Annotated in this window: 9 protein-coding genes; 5 read left to right on the top strand and 4 right to left on the bottom strand. The window is 67.9% G+C overall.

The genetic code is table 11. The features are described 5' to 3' along the window. Positions 1 to 10 precede the first annotated feature (10 nt). A complete protein-coding gene (locus tag IO29_RS39015; RefSeq protein WP_199808929.1) occupies positions 11 to 532 on the bottom strand; it encodes a hypothetical protein in 522 nt (173 codons plus the stop codon). A gap of 578 nt (positions 533 to 1,110) precedes the next feature. Between IO29_RS39015 and IO29_RS21265 the strand changes: the two genes are divergently transcribed. The 4 genes from IO29_RS21265 to IO29_RS21280 are packed head-to-tail and all read left to right on the top strand — an operon-like array spanning position 1,111 to position 11,267. Further along, on the top strand, positions 1,111 to 2,265 hold the full coding sequence (locus IO29_RS21265; RefSeq protein ID WP_030380975.1) for an ATP-binding protein: 1,155 nt from the start codon (positions 1,111 to 1,113) through the stop codon (positions 2,263 to 2,265). After that, positions 2,262 to 5,498: a helicase-related protein gene (locus tag IO29_RS21270; RefSeq protein ID WP_234307579.1), complete on the top strand. Its 3,237-nt coding sequence runs from the start codon at positions 2,262 to 2,264 to the stop codon at positions 5,496 to 5,498. The genes IO29_RS21265 and IO29_RS21270 overlap by 4 nt, the downstream gene beginning before the upstream one ends. After that, a complete protein-coding gene (locus IO29_RS21275; RefSeq protein ID WP_030380973.1) occupies positions 5,495 to 8,215 on the top strand; it encodes a DUF1156 domain-containing protein in 2,721 nt (906 codons plus the stop codon). Before IO29_RS21270 ends, IO29_RS21275 begins: the two co-directional genes overlap by 4 nt. Positions 8,216 to 8,264: 49 nt before the next feature. Next, complete coding sequence (locus IO29_RS21280; RefSeq protein WP_030380972.1) at positions 8,265 to 11,267, top strand: DUF499 domain-containing protein; 3,003 nt, start codon at positions 8,265 to 8,267, stop codon at positions 11,265 to 11,267. A gap of 208 nt (positions 11,268 to 11,475) precedes the next feature. Here the strand turns inward: IO29_RS21280 and IO29_RS21285 are convergent, their stop codons facing one another. From IO29_RS21285 to IO29_RS36800, 3 genes are read right to left on the bottom strand one after another with little or no spacing between them, the layout of a single operon-like run. After that, positions 11,476 to 12,144, bottom strand: a complete 669-nt coding sequence (locus IO29_RS21285; protein WP_030380971.1) for a hypothetical protein — start codon at positions 12,142 to 12,144, stop codon at positions 11,476 to 11,478. Next, positions 12,141 to 14,735 carry a tyrosine-type recombinase/integrase gene (locus tag IO29_RS35635; protein ID WP_106969856.1) on the bottom strand — a complete coding sequence of 865 codons (2,595 nt, stop codon included), beginning with the start codon at positions 14,733 to 14,735 and terminating at the stop codon, positions 12,141 to 12,143. Before IO29_RS35635 ends, IO29_RS21285 begins: the two co-directional genes overlap by 4 nt. Beyond that, the gene (locus tag IO29_RS36800; RefSeq protein ID WP_078618371.1) at positions 14,732 to 15,121 is read right to left on the bottom strand and encodes a tyrosine-type recombinase/integrase; all 390 of its coding nucleotides are present in this window, start codon (positions 15,119 to 15,121) and stop codon (positions 14,732 to 14,734) included. Before IO29_RS36800 ends, IO29_RS35635 begins: the two co-directional genes overlap by 4 nt. 92 nt (positions 15,122 to 15,213) lie before the next feature. Here IO29_RS36800 and IO29_RS21300 point away from each other — a divergent pair. Next, a partial coding sequence (locus tag IO29_RS21300; protein WP_234307578.1) for a transposase occupies positions 15,214 to 15,870 on the top strand: 657 nt, incomplete at its 3' end.

The raw sequence follows: 15,870 nt of genomic DNA on the forward strand, positions 1-15,870 counted from the left end.
AAGCAACAAGCTAGGCAGGGAGACGGGCGTCTGCCCACTTCGGGTACGGGAGTGCGGGCATGCCGAAGACTGCTCTCGACCGTTCTGCCCGATTACGCCCCACAGGCAGGGCGTAGCGGTGAGTCCCAGGGTGCCGCGAGCGCCGTGCTCCGATCTGCTCCAGCGCGTTGTGCAGCCAGGCCCGTCGGCCAGCACCCGCAGGTCGCTCCGAGGCGCCCAGGGCCACGATGCGCCGCTCGAACCCGTCGGCACCGCGGTCACCGGCGACAAACTTCGCGATCGACCGCGCTGGGAGCACCTGGCCGTCCGGCAGCACGATGACCGTCCGCGCCGTGCTGCGGCCGGTGTAGGTAGCGGAGAGGGCCTGGTAGATGATCCCGAGGTGCCCTCGGGGCGAGCCGGCCGTGCGTCCGTCCGACAGGGTCCGCAGCCGTGGGACGGGGTCCGCGTAGGTGACCACTCCCCGTACGCCGTGCCCCGCGGCCAGGCGCAATGCCGCCGCGACCGCGAAGCTCTCCCCGTTGCTCGCCACCGAGGGGGACAAGCACACCCGAGACATCTCAAGGGCCTCGGTATAGGGCTCCTTCTGCGCACCGGGCGTAGTCGTCGTCGCAGGTCAAATTGCGTGCCATCTATGAGTCAATGCATTGATGGATTGGGAACGCCTTCGGCCGAGCTCCGATCTCGGGCTTCCAGTCGTGGGTTTTACTCCTTCGGGTGGTTCAGGTCGCGGTTGTCGCCGTCGTCGTCCGCACCGTTCTGTGAGCTGGTGACGTCGGATCGCTCGAACTCGCTGCGGTCGTGCGCGGTCACCAACTCTTCGCTGCGAGCAGAGGCGCTGGACTGGCCCCAGCTACCTGCGTGGACGCCCTGCCTGCCGTTTACGGTCTCTTTTAAGTCGTTATCACCCAGTCTGATGTGAGGAGCGTGCGCCCTCGTTCGCCGGTGCCGCTACGCCTGCGGCCGGAGTGAAGCGACTGCCATGTGGGCTTCGCGGCCTGTGGGAGGGGTGTCGACGCTATCGGCGAATCACGTTCTGGGGCCGATGCGGCGGATCGTCAAATACGTACGCCGGCGGCGTACCGGACGGGTACGCTGTCGGCGTACCTTATGGAGATCTCTGCGGCATACATCTTGGAGTCGGCGATGCGGGACACCGCGAGCCCGTTCGCGTTCGACGGGCCAGTCCCTCTTGACTGCATGATCAACCGGCGGGCGGAGGCCGACACGATCAGGGCATGGACTCACGAGAGCCAGCTGATGACCCTGGTGGCTCCGCGGCGCTACGGCAAGACGAGCCTGATCCGCAAGATCGCGTCCGAGGGTGAGAAGGTCGGGCTGATGGTGGTCACCGCCGACCTCTTCGAGGTTGCCAGTCTCTCCGACCTGGTGCTTCGTCTGGAGCGTGCGTGGGCCCAGCACACACCTGAGGAGCTCCGACCAGCGGCAGGCAAGATCCTCAGCAGCGCTCAGGCCGGTGTGTCGATCTCTGGGGCTGGCTTCGCGCTGACTATGGCCGACAAGCCCACCACTAACCCGGAGCCGGCGCTGCACGCGCTGCTGGAACTGCCCGCCCAGCTAGCTCAGCACAGGCCTGGACGGATCTTGATCGTGCTGGACGAGTTCCAGTCCGTCGCCGGGGTCCCGGAGGCGCAGGCCCTGATCTGGCAGCACGCGTGGCAGCAGCGGCAGACAGTCTCCTACCTCTTCGCCGGCGGCGGACCAGGCATGCTGTCGACTGCGCCGGACGACAAGGAGCGCCCCATAGGGCAGACGCGGACGCTTCAGTTGGACCGGCTGCCGGCCGCGGAGCTTAGCAAAGTGATCAAGGACCGGTTCGCTGCGAGGAACCGGGACGTGTCCGATGTTGTGGACGGACTCGTGGCGGCGGGCGAGCGGCATCCCCAGAGGACCATGCTGCTGGCCCACCTGCTGTGGCAAGAAGTCCCTGCGGGGGAGCGGGCCACCACCGATGATCTCGAAGCAGCGATCGCTGTCGCCCTGCGACAGGTCGACGCGGAGGCCCGCGCCACGATGAGCGGGCTCACTGTGGGACAGCGCAAGGTATTGCGGGCGGTGGCCGAGTACGGCACGCCCATGGCGGCCCGGGCCTTGCGGGCCCTGGGGCTCCCCAAGACCACGGCCCAGAAGGCAGCCCCGCACTTGGTCGCCACCGGGCTCATCGAAGACACAGACCAGGGGTGGCGCGTGATTGATCCGCTGTTGGCCCGCTGGATCCGGACGAACTACGGGACACGCGCATGAGCATGCAGCCTGACCACGAGGTGGTGTTCGAACGCGGACAGCGAGTGCGAGTCCGGGCCGCCGGAGTGCCCGAGTTCGCTACCATCCGCTTTGCCCTTCCGGGCGACGAGCCGGGTTCGTGGGATCTCATCCTTGTCGACGACCAGGACCGTCGGCACGAGGTGAACCTGGCGGCCGGAGACACCCAGACCGTGCGCCCGCTGGTCAGTGATGGCCGAGCCGACTCTGCCCGGGTGCTGGCCGCCATGTGGACCCAGTGGATGTACGCGGCGGCCACGAACGCAGAGTCGAGTGCCATGGCGGCCACGCCGCTGAAGCCGTATGCCCACCAGACCACGGCCGTGTACGGCGCGATGCTGCCGCAACCGCTGCTGCGCTTCCTGCTCGCCGACGAGCCGGGCACCGGCAAGACGATCATGGCCGGTCTCTATATCCGGGAGATGCAGCGGCTGGGCCTGGTCAAGCGCGCCATCATCGTGTGCCCTGCGAACCTGGCCACGAAGTGGGTGGACGACTTCGAGCGGTTGCTGGGCGGCGGGCTGCGGCAGCTCACCTCGGCGACCGTCCGTGAGAACGCGCTGAACTCCAACGACCTGTGGGTGACCTCCCTGGAGCTGGCCGCGGTCAACCCTGCTGTGCAGGACGCTATTCGGCCGGACAAGGCCGGCTGGGACCTGGTGGTCTTCGACGAGGCACACCGGCTGACCCCGACTGCGGCCGGGTTCCATCAGGTTGGCCGCCTGCTGGCCAAGAACACCCCGCGGGCCCTGCTGATGACCGCGACCCCGCATCGGGGCAAGGAGTGGCTCTTCCGGCATCTTCTGCATCTGGTCGACCCGGAGATCTACCCGGACCCGGGTAGCGATCCCAACGTCGAGCTCAGCGCGCTCCGGCCGGGCCCGATCCACTTCCTGCGACGGATGAAGGAAGACCTGGTCGATTACGACGGCAAGACGCGCCTTTTCAAGGGCCGTACCGCCCACAACCACAGCGTTGCCCTGTCGCAGACCGAGTACGGCTTCTACCAGGCTGCGCTGGACATGGTCGACCGGTACTTCGCGCCTTCGGCCCAGCCGCTCGCCCGCATGGTCTACGGCAAGCGGGCGGCGTCCAGTCTGTATGCGCTCGCCGAGACGCTCCGGCGGCGCCACGACCACATGGGCGCCATGAGCGAGGCCGAAGCGGCCCTCATCGCCGACCGCGAGGGCCAAGGTGACGAGGCGGAGATCGACGAGGCCAAGGTCATCCACACGAGCTCGACGTCCACGCGAGCCGAGCGGGCGGCGATCAAGAACCTCGCGGACCAGATCAACGCCACGATCGGTAACCCGGCGTGGACGCCGTCGAAGTGGAAGCGGCTGACCGAGGACTGTCTGGCCAAGCACGGCATTCTCCCCGGCAACGGCGAGCAGGCCGTGGTGTTCACGGAGTACGCGGACTCGGCCGAGTGGATCGCCCGGCGCCTCGAAGCCGAGGGGTTCACCGCCCGTCTCTACTCCGGACGGCAAAGCAAGCCCGAGCGCGACGAGGTGCGCCGGGCCTTCATGCGAGGCGAGTTCCAGGTCATCGTCACCACCGACGCCGGCAACGAAGGCATCGACCTGCAGGCCGCCCACGTACTGGTCAACTACGACATCCCCTGGTCACTGGTTCGCCTCGAGCAGCGCATGGGGCGCATCCACCGCGTCGGCCAGCTCCGAGACGTTCACCTGTACAACCTGGTTGCCACCGACACACGCGAGGGCGAGACGCTCCTGCGGTTGCTGGACCACTTCGTCACCGCGGCGAACGAACTGCGCGGGCAGATGTTCGACAGCCTGTCGGCCGTCGCCGAGATCACGGGCATCGACTACGACAAGTGGCTGTCCGACCTGTACGGCAACGACGAGATCAAGAAGCAGCAGGCGATCGATGCCGCCCGCGCCGTCAAGGCGCAAGAACTCACCCGGGCGGCCCGGCAGGTGCGCGACAACGAGCGTCGCCTGGCCAGCCAGGTCGACGCAGTGGCTGCACTGACTCTGCTCCAGCGCGACCTGTTCGCCCGGATCAACCCCGCCATCGTCGAGGCGTATCTTGACCGGCTCGCCGCCGCCGGCGTGCTGCGATCCGCCCCTACCGCCGCCGGCACCGGATTCCGGAGACTGTCGCTGACCGGCGGGGCACGGTTCCCGGCCACGCTCGGCAGCATGAGCGAGGTCCACATCGCCACCAGCGGCGACGCGGTACGCGAGGCTGCGGAAAGCATCGACGTCGGCGACACCATCACCCTCGGGCCCGGCGAACCGGGCTTCGCCGACCTGATCGGCATGGCCGAGCACGCCCTGGCCGAGGACCTGCACCAGTCTGGCGCCGCCGCCGACCCCACCAGCCTCACCCCGTACGACCTGTATGCGTACACGGCGACCATGACCGAGAGCGACGGCAAGCGCGCCAGCATCTGGGCGAGCCTGGTCAAGGTCGACGACAGCGGCAACGCCCGTCCGGTGCGGTGGGAGACCCTGGCCAACCTGGTGCCCACCGAGCACCACGGGACCGCGCCTCATCCCGCACGTGAAGGGCATGCGCTCACGACGGCCCGCGAGGTGGCCGCCGCCACGGTCACCGAGCACCGGCGGGTACGGGCCGACTGGTTCGCCCAGGCGCGCCGGGACCTGACCAACCTGCCACTGAGCCTTACCGAGGACATCGACGACCGGACCAGGCGGGTTGAGCTGCGGCGCCGTCTTCAGGCCCAGACCGCCCAGCGGCTTGACGAACTCGAACGGCTCGCGGACGTGCAGCTGACCGACCCCAAGCTGATCGGCCGGATCCGCGTCCTGGCCGCGGCCGACGTCACCGTCCAGGCGGAGATCGATGCCGAACTGGTCTCCATGCGGCACGTCCAGAACCTCCTTGAAGACGACGGGTGGACCGTGGAAGACGTCCACACAGAGAGCCGCGGCTACGACCTTGAGGCCCGCCGCAACAGCCAGATCCGGCACGTCGAGGTCAAGGGCGTGCTGGGCAGCGCGGCCAGTGACGGCATCCGGATGACCGGCAACGAGGTCCTGATCGCCACTCAGCACCGCAAGGACTACTGGCTCTACGTCATCGACCAGTGTGCCGACGGCCGGGGCCGCTTCTTCGGCGCCTACCAGGACCCCGCCACCCTATTCGCCAACGACATGACCGGGAACGCGGTCTTCCGCGTCCCGGGCAGCAGCCTCAAGAACGCACCGGGGAGCAACACATGACCAGGATGATCGAACGATGGTTTCCCAGCGCGGAGGTGTCGGCCAACAGCGACAAGGGCTGGGGCTCCGGCAACAGCGAAATCTCCCTGTTCATGTGGTTCGCCAAGCGACCCACCGCCCAGGCCAAGGCCGCCACCATCTGCTCGCTGCTGCCGTGGCCCGATGACGCCGAGGAGCAGACGCGGCTGCAGAATCTGGTCCGGGAGGCGATGACAGGCCGCTACGCCGCTTGGAACGAGCTGCAGGCCGAGATCGCCAAGACGAATCCCGAAGGTGCGACCACGCTCGACCCGTTCTCGGGGCGGGGCATGATCCCCTTGGAGTCCGCGCGCTTGGGCGTCCAGGCGTCGGCCGTCGACTACAGCCCGATCGCGGTACTCGCCAGCCACCTGCTCACCTCCGCACCGTTCGAAGACTGGAGCGAGGAGCCCGAGCTTCCCTTCGGGGAAGAACGGGACCACCTCCTGATGTCCCGTACCGACCGGCTGCTCGGCGACCTCGAATCGCTGTTCGCGGAGATCCAGACCCGGCATGCGACCGCCATGAGTGACGTCTACCCCCGCCACAACGGTGCCCTGCCGTGGGGCTATCTGTGGTCCGTCACGATCCCCTGCCAGGAATGCCACCACCGGTTCCCGCTCATCGGGTCCTACGAGCTGATGCCGGCCCGCGGCGACAGGGAGGCCGTGTCGTTCTACATCGACGCAGACCGGGCCACCGGCACGTGGGAAGCGGTCGTGACCCCCGGAAAGCCCACCCGGACGCCCACACTGACCAACGCCGTGGTGAACGGCAAGAAGGTAGCGGGCAAGAGCGCGATCTGCGTGTTCTGCAACCACGTCCACCCGCTCGCCGTGCACCGCCGCCTGCTGCACGAGGGACAGGGCCAGGACGCTTTGGTCCTCGCTGCGGACATCGACGCCAAGAGCCAGAAAACCTTCCGCCAGCCCACAGACGCAGAACGCGAGGCGGTCGCAACGGCCGACCGTGCACTGGCTGCGGAGCCGGCGTTCAGCCCGTTCCTGCCCGCTGTCCCGGACGAAGGCATCGCACCGGGCAACAACAACATCATCGGCCCGAGCATCTACGGGGCGAAGACCTACGGCGACTTCATGGTCACCCGCCAGACCCTGTCGTACGTACGGCTCGCACGCATCATCAACGAGCTCGGCGACGAACTGACCGCCGCCGGAATGTCACGGGACTACGTGCGGGCCCTGACCGGTTATGCGACCGCGGTCGTGGTGAAGAAGCTGCGCCGCTCCACACGCGGCGCCCGGTTCCAGAGCAAGGGCGGTGCACAGGTCGGGGATCTGTTCGTCAACGAAGGGTCGATCACCTTCTCCCACGACTTTTTCGAGGCCGGCATCGGGGACGGTCCCGGAACGTGGAAGTCCATTGCGGACAACGTTCTAACCGCATGCCGCAACCTGTTCGCCGACCTGCGCGGCGCACCGACCTCCGTACAGCGGGGAACCGCCACCGCCCTGCCCTTCCCACCCCGCGCCTTCACTGCGGTCGTCACCGACCCGCCATACGACCAGATGATCGCGTACGCGGATGCCTCCGACCTTTTCTACACGTGGGCGAAGCGGTGCCTGCACAACACCTGGCCGGAACTCGCGATCACGGCCGATCCACACGGCTGCCAGGACAAGAGCCAGGAGATCATCGTCAAGCGAGTACGGGGTGAAGCCCCCGACGAGCACCGCACCCGCGAGCACTACGACACCCTCATCGCCGATGCCTTCGCCCAGATGCGGCAGGTCGTCCGGGACGACGGTGTGGTCACGATCGTCTTCGGCCACGGGGAGCCCGAGGTGTGGCAGCGACTGCTGCACTCGATCGAGAGAGCCGGACTGGTGATGACCGGCTCCTGGCCGGCCAACACCGAGTCCGGTGGCCAGCAGGGCAAGGCCAACATTGAGACGACCCTGACCATGGCCTGCCGCCCGGCTCCGGCAGGTCGTCCTGCCGGCCGTAAGGGCGCCGTCGAGGCGGAGATCAAGACGGAGATCAAGCAGCGCTACCCCGACTGGGAGCGATGGGGCCTGGCGCCTGCGGACATGCTGATGGCCGCCGCTGGCCCTGCCATGGAAGTTGTGGGGCGCTACAGCGAAGTCCTCGACGCCAAGGGTGAGCCCGTCGACATTTATACGTTCCTGCCGCTGGCGCGCGCCGCGGTCCAGGAGGCCATGGCGGTTGAGGTCAACCGTCAGCCGCTGGCAGCCTTCGACGCCCGCACCCGGTTCGCCTTGTGGTGGATCAGGCTCTACGGCCGTCAGGTCCAGGCGAAGTCCGAGCTGCGGTGGCAGGCACTTGCGTCCTCCCTCGACCTGGCCTCGGTGCGCAATCTTGTCGCAGACGCCGACAAGGGCGTCCGCTTCATCACCTCCCGCGAATACAGCGGCAAGGTCGACGGGGATTCCGCTTCCATCGACGTCGCCTTGGCGCTCGCCGCAGCATCCGGCGAAGGACTGCAAGCGATGGGTCACGTGCTGGCGGCTTCGGAGCGAGGAGTCGACGACACCTACCTGTGGTCGACCGTGCAGTTCCTTGCCGATCGGCTCCCCGACAACGACCCGGACTCCATCGCCTTCACCCGCGTCCTGCGCACCCGTCCCGGAATCGGCAGCGCCGCCGAAGCAGCCGCTGCCAGCGTCCTCGAGAGCGCCCGCCGTCAGCAGGAGCAGGACGCCCAGCTGAGGCTGCACTGATGACGAACACCGTACGAGCATCCATGACCACCAGCCCAGGAGACCAGCAGTGACGACGAGCGTGACACCGTGGTGGAAGGCACTGAAGATCCGCCAGGAGATCCTCAATGCCTCCGGCCAGATCGATGACGTGCAGATGTCACTGTTCCGGGCCGTCCATGCAACCGGTGCGGATCGGCCGCCGTACGCGGACGCCGGCTACTACGGGGACATCACCCACCCCACCGAACGCCTCATCGACCTGCTCACCGAGATCGCGGTCCGTGTCGGCGGCGGCGAGGACTACCTCAAGGCTCGGGCCGTCACCCGTCTCGACCAGGGCATGGGCGGCGGTAAGTCACACGCCTGCATCGGTGCCTTCCATCTGGCCTCCTCCCCTGAGGTCCTGCTGGCCACAGAGCTCGGCGAGAGGGTCGCCGAGCGGGCACGCGCAAAGATGGGGCGTCCGCTCGCTCGCGACCTTGGCCAGCCGCATGTCGTCGTTCTTCCCTGCGACAACATGACCGCAGGTGCTGGAGTGAAGGAACTCGACGGGCCGGCAGTCAGCCTTCACGAAAGGTTCTTGTGGCGGCTGTTCTCCAAGGACTACGCCCTTTACGAGCGCTATCAGCCCTTCTGGAGCGACAAGCACAAGATCGCCGAGGCAATCCGGGCTGTGAACCGGCCTGTGCTGATCATCGTCGACGAGATCCTCGACTACATCGGCAACGGCCTCGACGGCAGCAACAAGCCCGACCTCGCGGCCCAGGACATGGCCTTCCTCCGAGCCCTGCTCGACACAGTCAACGACGTGCCCCACGTAGCTATGCTCGTGGTGATGATCGCCTCCGACACCGACAAGACCGCCCTGTCGGCTGCCGCCAAGGAACGCCGCGACGACCTCAACAGCCAGCTTGAACGCAACGGCCTGCCGGCCACGGTCACCGAGGTGGGAGACTTCGCTGACATCTTGCGCCGGCGACTGTTCGACACCGAGCCCGCCCGCGAGGTCCTCGCCGCGACAGCCGCACTCTACGAACCGGTGCTCACCGACCGGGCCTGGGCCAAGCACGTCTGGGAGCAGATCGGTGCTGACTGGCGACGCAACTGGTCCGACGAGGTCGCTGCCTGCTATCCCTTCCACCCCATGCTGATGGCCTTGGCGAAGGACGAGTGGAGCAGGGTCACCGGGTTCCAGCGGGTCCGCTCCACGATCCGCATCTTCGCCGCCACGGTGTATGCCCTGCAGCAGCGCGGCAAAGCCGGTGAGTGGGCGCCAGCGCTCATTGGCCCAGGCGACCTCCCGCTCTCGGACAGCACTGTTCGCGAAGCGCTCCTGGGCAGCGGCCTTGTCGAGGACGACCGCACGATCGCAAATTACCGCAGCCTTGCGGAGATCGAGATCGTCAACCACGACGGATCCACGGGAACCGCACGCCGACAGGATCTCGAGCGGTCTGAAGCCCCCTGGATCGAAGCCAATCCGCACGCGGCCGAGCGCGCGGCCACCTTCATCTTCCTGGCGAGCATCGTCGGAACCCTGCGCCCTGGACGCGGACGCGGCGCCAGCGCACCCGAGGTCAAAGCCGTCACCAGCGTGCCGGACATGCGCTACACGATCACGGATGCCGACAGCGTGGTCGACGAACTCGTCGACCAGGGCCGAGGCATAAGCGCCCTCGACATCGTCCGCGGACAGGGCAACAACAAGCCGGCCCGGTACTTCCTGTCCACCCGGCTCACCCACCGGATGCTCGTCACCAATATCCGGCGCACCATCACCGAAGACGAGCGTGACCAGGTCATCTCTGAGTTCGCCCAGAAACTGGCCAGCAACGGCCCGTTCCGCGAGCTCAAGTTCCTGCCCGCCGACCTGCAGCGCACCGCGACCGAGGTCATGGCCACGAGCGGCCTGGACACCGCCTACACGACCCGCCTCATCGTGCTCGACCCTGCGCAGTTCAGCCTGCGCAACGGCATGGAAAAGTCGACCCTCGAGGCGCTCACCGTCGCGATGGGACTCGGACAGGGCGCACAGCGACTCCCCGTCCAGTGGGCCAGCAGCGCGGTCTACGCGGTAGCGAATACTCAGCGCCGCAGCCTCGTACGCAGCCTGGCCGTCGAGTACCTGGCCCGGCAGAGGGCCCTGGCTGCACCCGAAGTACAGAACGACAGCGAACTCAAGACGACCGGAACCAAGGAGCTCGCCGCCGCGAAGGACCAGCTGGAGAAGGCCCTCAAGCGGGCCTACCAGCACATCGTCTTCCTCGCCCAGCCCGACCCGGACGGAGAACGCTACCTCGACGAGCTCACGCACGACGACGACAACTTCACCGCCCTCAACGGCACCGCCGTCTGGAAGGCACTCGCCGCCCGGGACAAGGTCTTCGACGTAGGGGAGTTCACCCCCAGGGCCCTGCAGCACAACCTCCGCGACCAGGACTACGGCAAGACTCTCTCGGACATCCGGGCCGCGTTCTACAGCGCCCCGCGGCTGCCCTTGCTCTACGGCGGCGACCGTGACCTTCAACAAGCGATCTACGACGCCGTCAACGAGAACCTCGTCAGCATCGTCGACGGCACGGGCACGGAAGTTGCTGTCACCGCACCCGGGCAGGTCAACCTCGCGAGCACGAGCCTGCGGCTGGCGAAACCGCAGCCTCGGGCATGCCCGGCGTGCAGCGAACCAGCCCACGAGGGCCCGTGTGTGACGAACAGTGCCCCGGAAGCCCCGGGTGAGGCGACCCCGAGCGGCGCAGCTAGCCCCGGTCCGTCGAACGGTCCGACTAACGACGACAGCCGAACAACTAGCGGCGGCCGTTCAGACGCCGACACCCCTTCACCCGCCAAGGACAAGCAGGCGGCGTTCTCGTTCACCAGTAACCTGCTGGCCAGCGCCGACAGCGCCGACGGGTTTGCCGCACTGTTCCGGGCGTTCTACATGGCCCTGGACGAACGACAGATCAGCTATCTGCAGGGAACGATCCAGGTCGTCCTCAACGCCGATGCCGCCGAGCAGATTCAACAGCGCCTTCAGGAACTGGGCATCGCGGCCAACTTCAAGGAGATCTAGGCATGCGACCCGGGCCGCGCCACTCCGTAACAAGGGCTGGCCATTCCAGCTGCCGTCGGCGGTCGAACGAGGTCGACCGCCGACGGCACTGGTCCTGGAAATTGCCGAGGTCCCTCCGGAGGAGGGGCCTCACCTGCTATGCGGGCACATCTGTGCCGGACTCCGTCCGCCGGGTTCGAGACGGCCGTGGTGTCGGTCAGAAACCCCCTCAAGGGCCGGGGGGCTTGGAGGTTGCTGAGGCTGTCTGGGCTGGCCCCGGAGCAGCTGCGGCAATCAGTCGGCTGTTCTCGACCATCAGTCGCTGGTTGACATTGCGCAGTGCCTGCATGGCGGTCTCAGCTTGGCGGCTGGCCGCGAGTGCCGCGTCTCGTTGCTCGCGCAGTTCCTCCATCTCCGTATCGCGCATAGAGCGGGCGTTCAGGCCGTCACGGAGGCGGGCGCCCAGTTCGCGGGCGCGTAGCGTACGCAGCTCGTTTTGGACTTCGTGAAGGGTCCGTTGCAGGGCGGCGTTCTGCTCCAGGAGCATGCGGTTCTCGATTTCGAGGGCTGCCTCCTTGCGTGCGGTCGCCGCTGCCGCCGCCCGCGGCCCATCTTGGGCAAGGTGGGCGCGGACGGTCTCTGCTTCCGCTTTGAGGTCGCGGTGGCGTTGAAGGTACTGCGGGTTGACGGCGGCCCGCCGGGTGATCTCCGCGTCGGAGAGGACCTGGCGGCTCTTGCGCATCGCGGCCAGGACGTCAAGGACCCGCTGTCGGCACTGTTCGCTGTCGGCACGGCGCCGCCTGACGGCGGCCGCCCTGCCGGCATCGAGAACCTCGACCCGAGCGGCGGGGATCGTCGCCTGTCCAGGCTTCTTGCGTGGGGCGGCCGGGCGCGTCATCCGGTCGTCCTTTCGATGACGATCGGGTCGACTGTCGGCTCGTCCAGACGCTGCCGTCCGGCCAGAACGGCCGCTACAGGGATGACGGTGAGGAACCGGTCCCTGGTGTGGAGCCAGGACTCCACCGTGGTCCGTTCCTCGGGGGTGAGGGAGCCGATGTCGGCTTCGCATTTACCCACGAGCTCGTCGATCTGCTGGATCTCCCTGCACAGCAGCTCCAGGTTTGCCGCGCTCAAGGGCCCCGCGGTGAGTACGGTGCCGTAGGCGCTCTCCAGCGCAGCGAGCTGTTCCGCCTTCCCGGCGCGTAATTGGCGCAGCTCGGGCAGGTGGGTGACGTCGGTGGTGTAGAAGGTGCAGGAGAAGCAGCGGTTGTACACCGGGCAGCCGTGCCCGTCGGCGCGGACGTTGTTCATCTCGTGGCAGCGTCCCGCGGGGACGGGTACCGAGCCGACGCCCGCGCGGATCCGGTCGGCCATATCGTCGTCGGGGGTGCGGGCGCGGATCCGGCCGCCGGTGAGGTCGAACTGGTACTTGGCGGCGATGGCGCGCACCGCTTCCACTCGCCGGGGGTGTGAGGGCCGGTAGTAGACCTGGGTGGTGGAGGGGTCCTGGTGGGCCATGAGGACTTGCAGGATGTCGAGTGGGACGCCAGCGTCGGCGCGTAGCTGGGCGTAGGTGTGCCGGAAGGCGTAGGGGAACACCCGTGCCGGGTCGAAGGGCTTGCCGTGTTCGTCGGTCACGGCGAACTGGTCGAGCCAGGTCTGAAGCCAGTAGCCGATCGTGCTGCTGTCGTAGGGCCGCTCGCCGAGCGCGTTGGCGCGGGAGCGGCGCGGGGTGGGGAACAGCACCATGCGGGTGGAGCGGGGCCGTCCGTCTTCGTGGAACAGGTGGGGGGATTGGCGCCGCAGGTGGTCCTGCTGGCGGGTGATGACCTGGGCGTCGCTGGGATGGAGCGGGAGTTTGTGCCGTCGGCGGACCTTTTGCATCCAGTACGCGAGGAAGGGGTAGGACCGGCGGGGCGCCGTCCCGTCCGGGTCCTCCACGTCGATGTCGTGCCACTGAAGGCAGTCGAACTCCAGGTGGCGGAGTTCCCAGGGCCGCCGACCCACGCGCATGGCCAGTTCCACGCAGTTGCGGCGGGTCCCGGCCGGCAGCAGGGCGAGGTGGCGCTCGTCCATGAGCTGGAGGAAGACCTGCTCGGGCAAGGCGTCTTGAGAGCGGCCCTCCAGCTCGCTGGCCGTGTCGTCCTTCTCCGGGTACGGCGGCACGTCCATCTCCAGCAGATGGACGTCCGCAGCATTATTGTCCGCGAGCCACGCCCGGCCGTGTTCGAGGACCTCACGCAGCGTCTTCACCAGCTCGTAGTGGCGCACCGGGGTGACCAGCAACGGTCCGGCGCTGCGGCGGGAGGGCAGGAGGCGTTCGGCAATGATCTGCCGGACCGGGTCGTCGTCGTTGAGGAGCTGGTAGTCGCTGGTGTCGCGGGCTCGGTGCGTCATCCAGCGCAGGTAGGCGAGCATGCCGTCCCGGCCGACGTCGCCCGGCCGTCGGCCCTCGCCGGGCAGGGTGCGAAGGAACATCGCGAACCACCGGGCCGCGAAGCCAACGAGCATCAACCGTGCCGAGGAGGCGCCGCCGGCGGCGAGGCGCAGGAGGTACTGCTGGGCAAGGTGCGTGACCCAGGGAGCGTGGACGTCCCCCAGATCGACGCTCCCGCCCTCGTAGCGGGGGTTGAGGATGTGCAGCCTGATCAGGGTCCTGGTGTGCTCGGTGGCCGGGTCGGCCTCCAGGAGCGGCAGGGCCCGCTGCCACAGCCGCAGGTACGTCGTCTTCGCGCCCTTGGCCGGCAGTTCTGCGGCAGCCAGGTCATCGACCGCGTTGTCGCACAACCAGCGCACCGCCGACTTGACCTGAGCGGGGTTGATCCGGCCGCCCTGACGCAGCTGGGCCTCGTACCCGCGCAGCACCTGCACCATGACCACCGGCGCAAGATCGACGAGCGGGACCACGTCGACGGACGTATAGACCGCTGCTGCCGTCAGCGCCCACGCCTCGCGGTCGGGCGTCCCCGCGTTGGACCACTGCTTCTGGTGGGGCAGGCACAGCCGGCTCCGCCGTACAACGGCCATGCGCGGGCACACGCGGACCAGGCACTTCCCGAAGCCCGGACGAGGGGCGCGGCCCCGGGCGAGGTACTCCTCGACGGTCAGCCGGAGCATCCGGCGCTCGGAGGCGCAGCTCTTGCAGAGGCCGTGGACCTCGGCGGCACGGTCGCAGCCCACCTGGCACCGGTGCTCGGCGTAGGTGCGGCGGGCGAGTGGCACGGGCGCGTTGGCACACCAGCTGTCGATGTCGCCGGGGGCGCCGGCCTCCCGCCAGTCGGACGCGCAGCGGTGGCACAGCCACGGCCAGCTCGTAGCAGGCCGGTCGCACCCGGTGTGCCGGCAGCGGCGCAGCGAGTGCCAGTCGGCGCCCAGAGGGAAGCGCAGCTGGAGCGGGGAGCGGTCGAGGCCGTGCCTGGCCAGGTAGTCCCAGTCCGGTTCCGACCCGGCCACGGGGGCTGTGGCGGGCAGAGATGCGGAAGTCGTCATGCTGATCCGAAGATCTTGTCGTTCACAGCCTGGGCGGCGTGGGCGACCCGGGCGTCGGAGGAATTGCGGTAGACGTTCTGGCTGGCCACATCGCGGTGGCCGAGCAGGCGCTGGAGGACGTCGCGCGCGACGTCGAGGTCGGCTGCGGTCTCGCCGAAGGTATGCCGCAGCATGTGCGGATGGATGTGCCGAATGCCCGCGTCCCGGGCGAGACCCGACACAAGAGACTGCACCCGCCGTGTGCCGAGGACCTGCCCGCCCGGCTCTCCCGTGGGACCTGGGAACGACACGAAGGCCCAAGAGGCCTTGCCCGCCGATGGCGTCCCGCTGTGTGGTGTAGGGGATCTCCGCGGTTGAGTGCGCGGGTTCTGCTCCCTCGGGTGCACCGTCTGCTGGTGTCTGCTCCCTGCTCAACTGGCAGGCCACCGTGCAACTGTCCGGAGTGAACGGGCAGTTCGTCGACCCCAGGGGGTGCACGGTGGCCTTGTCCCAGCATGACCTACTTCGCCTGCTTGAGTCACTACGTTCGGCAGATGGTCTTGAACTCGTCCGCGAGGTCGCCGAACGGCTGCTGCAGGAACTGATCGAGGCCGAGGCCACCACAAAGATCGGCGCCGAGTGGGGAGAACACACCGACACCCGCACCACCTGGCGCAACGGCCACCGGGAGAAGACGGTGACCACACAGGCCGGCGACCTGGAACTCGCCATCCCGAAACTGCGGGCCGGGAGCTTCTTCCCGAGCCTCCTGGAGCGCCGGCGGCGCATCGACCAGGCCCTCTATGCAGTGATCATGGAGGCATACGTCCACGGCGTGTCCACCCGCTCGGTCGATGACCTGGTCAAAGCCCTCGGCTCCGACACCGGGATATCGAAGAGTGAGGTCTCCCGGATCTGCGCCGAGCTGGACGAACAGCTCAACGCCTTCCGGACCCGGCCACTGGACCACATCCGGTTTCCCTACCTGTTCCTCGACGCCACCTACGTCAAGGCCCGTGTCGACCACCGCATCGTCTCGCAGGCGGTCGTCATCGCCAGAGCAATGCTCATGACTTGTGGATCGGTCTTCGGGACGGCACGCGAAGGGCGTACCTTCCCGAATGATCCTGTATCGGTCACCAAGTCAGGCCCGCGT

Source organism: Streptomyces sp. NRRL F-6676, from assembly GCF_000725625.1.
Classification (GTDB): domain Bacteria; phylum Actinomycetota; class Actinomycetes; order Streptomycetales; family Streptomycetaceae; genus Streptomyces.